Raw genomic sequence first — 3,124 nt, forward strand, 5'->3', positions numbered from 1 at the left:
GAATTCGAATACATCCGCCACGGCACCCTCACCCTCATCGCGACCTTCTGCGTGGTCACCGGGCAGGTCTTCTACCACCTCGGTGAGACCCGCACGAGCGAGGACTTCGCCGCTTATCTCGCCGCACTGCTCGCCCAGCGTCCAGCCCATACACCCTGGCATCTGGTCATGGACAACCTCAACATCCATTGCTCCGAGGCGGTTGTGCGCCTCATCGCCGAGGCCATCGGTTTCGAGGGCGACCTCGGCGTGAAGGAGCGTTACGGCATCCTCAAGTCCATGGCCACGCGCACCGCGTTCCTCAGCGATCCGAGCCATCGCATCGTCTTTCACTTCACCCCCAAGCACGCCTCGTGGTTGAACCAGATCGAGATGTGGTTCTCGATCCTGGCGCGCAAAGTCCTACGCCGTGGCAACTTCACCTCCATCGACGATCTTCAGAAACGCATTAGCGATTTCATCGACTTCTTCAATCGCACGTTGGCCAAGCCCTTCCGCTGGACCTATGAGGGAAAGCCACTCGCGGCATAAATGATTAAACAGTCTCGGGATTTCCACTCTGTTGCACTACCGTGTTCCGAAATCAGGCAGCGCAGCCATGAGCTGCTCGCGCAGCATGACCGCCATCTCGCTGACCATGCCGAGCGCCTCCTCGAAGTCAATGACATTGGCCAGAAAGCGTGAAAAGTTTCAACGCAAGGGCACGGCGCGTACCGCCTCCTCAGGGGCGGGCTCTCAATGCGCACGAGGCCCGTCTCGGGATCGTTCACCACCTGAGGCACTGGCTTGCGCTGAATCGACAGGAAATCAAAGCCGCAGGCCTCCATCAGGCTAGGATTCCGCGCGAGTTCGCGCAGGAGCGATTCCAAACCCTCATGCTGATAGACGATGCCAGCGAGCAGCGCGTTCCACATCGCCCGCACCGGGTAATCATCGCGCCCGTGCCCGCGCATGACCTCAAGGTACTGAACCACACGCCCATCGGGGAGATGCTCACGCACCAGGTGAAGCCGATCGAGGTCGCTGCGCGCCTCGAGGGCATCCCACGAAAACAAGCTCGGTTGCACCATTGCCGACATGGGGTCCTCCTTCAATAGGGATCGTTTCGACAGCGACGATGATCCCTTGGCGGCCGCCCCATTTCCACCCGAGCGCGGCCCACTGGGGTGAGTTTTTCGCGCTCCCCGCTCAGCGCACGCGCAAACCATTGGTCCTTCGTTCCACATTGGGATAAACGAAAGTCGATCAGTCTTGCAGACTCTTTAAAATCAGCGGTTTAGAGACGGCGCGAATGGCTCTTGGAAAACATGAAGGCATGGACTCAGCCCCGCCTCCTGAGAGAGCGATACCAAACGGCATAGGGCTGAGCAAACCACCACTTTAGCGGCACCCGGCCATAGTGCCTACCAACCACGGCCATGGCCTCGCGGTAGTGCTGATGCCGCCGGGTGTGTGTCTTTGTTTCGTCGTGATCACGATTGACCGCGACGAAGGCATCGACGAACCGGAGCGGCCCGCTAGCCTTCTGAAGCCTCCACCAAAGATCATAATCCATCGCCATGTGGAGAGAAGCATCGAGCCCACCGACGGCCTCCCAGGCCGAGCGCCGCATCAAGGTTGCCGGCTGCGAGATGAGACAGAACTGCGCAAACAGCCACTCTCGGAAAGGCATGACCAGCGCAGGACGAAGCTTACTCGTGCGCTGCTCGAAATTCCACGCACGCCCGTAAGCGGCCGACGCTTCCGGGAACTCAAGCAAGGCATCAAGCAAAACGGCCAGCCCTCCGGGCAAGAGCCAGTCGTCACTGTTGAGCCAGCAGACGAAGGGGGCACGACCCATTGCAATACCTTCGTTGATGGCCGCCGATTGCCCTTCGTCTGGCCAGCTTCGCCATCCCGCAAGCAGCCCGGACCATCGCTCAATAATGTCGATAGACTCATCCGTCGAGCCCCCGTCGAGGACATAGACCTCGAGCGAAAGATCCTGTCGGAAGATGGACTCCAAGGCATCATTGAGGTAGCGGCCTTGATTGAAGGACGGAACCGCGACGGTGATGAGCGGATCCTGGGACATACCATCAATCGTGACGATCGAACGCCTTGAAGCCGGGCGTCTTAACGAGTTCGTCGCGCTTCGTAGTCCTGAGGTCTTCTCTGATCATCTCCGTCACAAGATCGGCGAAGCTCGTCTTCGGCCCCCAGCCGAGCTTTTCCTTTGCCCTGGCTGGATCCCCCAGCAGCGCCTCCACCTCGGTCGGACAGAAAAAGCGCGGATCGAACCGCACGAGCACCCGTCCATCGGCACCGATCTCGTCGATACCCCCGCCAGACCACCCGATCGTCATCCCGAACCCCCGAGCTGCGGCCTCGACGAAATCGCGAACGCTGCATTGGACGCCCGTAGCAATGACGAAATCCTCCGGCTTCTGCTGAAGCATGGACCAGTGCCTCCCCACACAGTCCCGGGCTTGACCCCAGTCGCGCTTGCCGTCGAGGCTGCCGAGGTAGAGGCAATCCTGGAGCCCGAGTTCGACCGTTGCGAGCGCGCGGCGGGTGACCAAGGCATCGCCCCGAACGCGCGATTCATGATTGAACAAGATGCCGTTGCAGGCGTAAAGACGCCAAAAGCCTCGCGATAGTTCACGGTGATCCAATGATCCAATGATCCAATGATCCAATGATCCAATGATCCAATGATCCAATGATCCAATGATCCAATGATCCAATAAGCATAGAGCTTGGCGACGGCATAGGGCCACGTGGATAGAAGAGGGCCTTCTCCCGAGCCCGAGAATTCGAATCGCCTCAAGAATCCCTAAGTAACGGTTCAACATTCATCCTCATTTTAACTCGACTTTGGCCATTTTGGCAGTCTCCCAGAAAGCTAACTGCTTGAAGTATCGTGAGGGCTGAAAATTAGAGGGGGTCGGAAGGCCCGAACGCCGAAACTTGACCCCTCGTTAATTTTTTCACGCATCGTAAACTCGACTTTGGCCATTTTTGAGCCTTGGCGGGAGGGCTCGGCGAGGCCCCTATCGATGGTGACGGACTCGAAAGGGTTGGCGGCAGAGGGACGCAGGCGGTATCGTCTGATGTCGACCAAAACGCCAGAGATGCCCACGGA

4 protein-coding genes and 1 pseudogene are annotated in these 3,124 nt (G+C 58.8%); 1 reads left to right on the forward strand and 4 read right to left on the reverse strand.

Annotated elements, in window-relative coordinates; translation table 11 throughout:
- The coding region (locus G3480_RS25785) for a transposase (RefSeq protein ID WP_164657069.1) at positions 1-531 on the forward strand (531 nt) is incomplete at its 5' end.
- On the opposite strand, the gene G3480_RS29335 is transcribed toward G3480_RS25785, so the two are convergent.
- The 4 genes and pseudogenes from G3480_RS29335 to G3480_RS28035 form a co-directional block, all read right to left on the reverse strand.
- Positions 504-1,226 (reverse strand): transposase, encoded by a 723-nt coding sequence (locus G3480_RS29335; protein WP_338114226.1) that lies wholly within the window; start codon positions 1,224-1,226, stop codon positions 504-506. The genes G3480_RS25785 and G3480_RS29335 overlap by 28 nt on opposite strands.
- 95 nt (positions 1,227-1,321) lie before the next feature.
- On the reverse strand, positions 1,322-2,074 hold the full coding sequence (locus tag G3480_RS25795; protein ID WP_164657071.1) for a glycosyltransferase family 2 protein: 753 nt from the start codon (positions 2,072-2,074) through the stop codon (positions 1,322-1,324).
- Between the two features lie 4 nt (positions 2,075-2,078).
- Positions 2,079-2,781: pseudogene (locus G3480_RS25800) on the reverse strand (GDP-mannose 4,6-dehydratase); the annotation flags it as partial.
- Between the two features lie 103 nt (positions 2,782-2,884).
- A partial coding sequence (locus G3480_RS28035) for a hypothetical protein (protein ID WP_206171904.1) occupies positions 2,885-3,124 on the reverse strand: 240 nt, incomplete at its 5' end.

It is taken from the genome of Thiorhodococcus mannitoliphagus (genome assembly GCF_010915725.1).
GTDB classification, from domain to species: Bacteria; Pseudomonadota; Gammaproteobacteria; order Chromatiales; family Chromatiaceae; genus Thiorhodococcus; species Thiorhodococcus mannitoliphagus.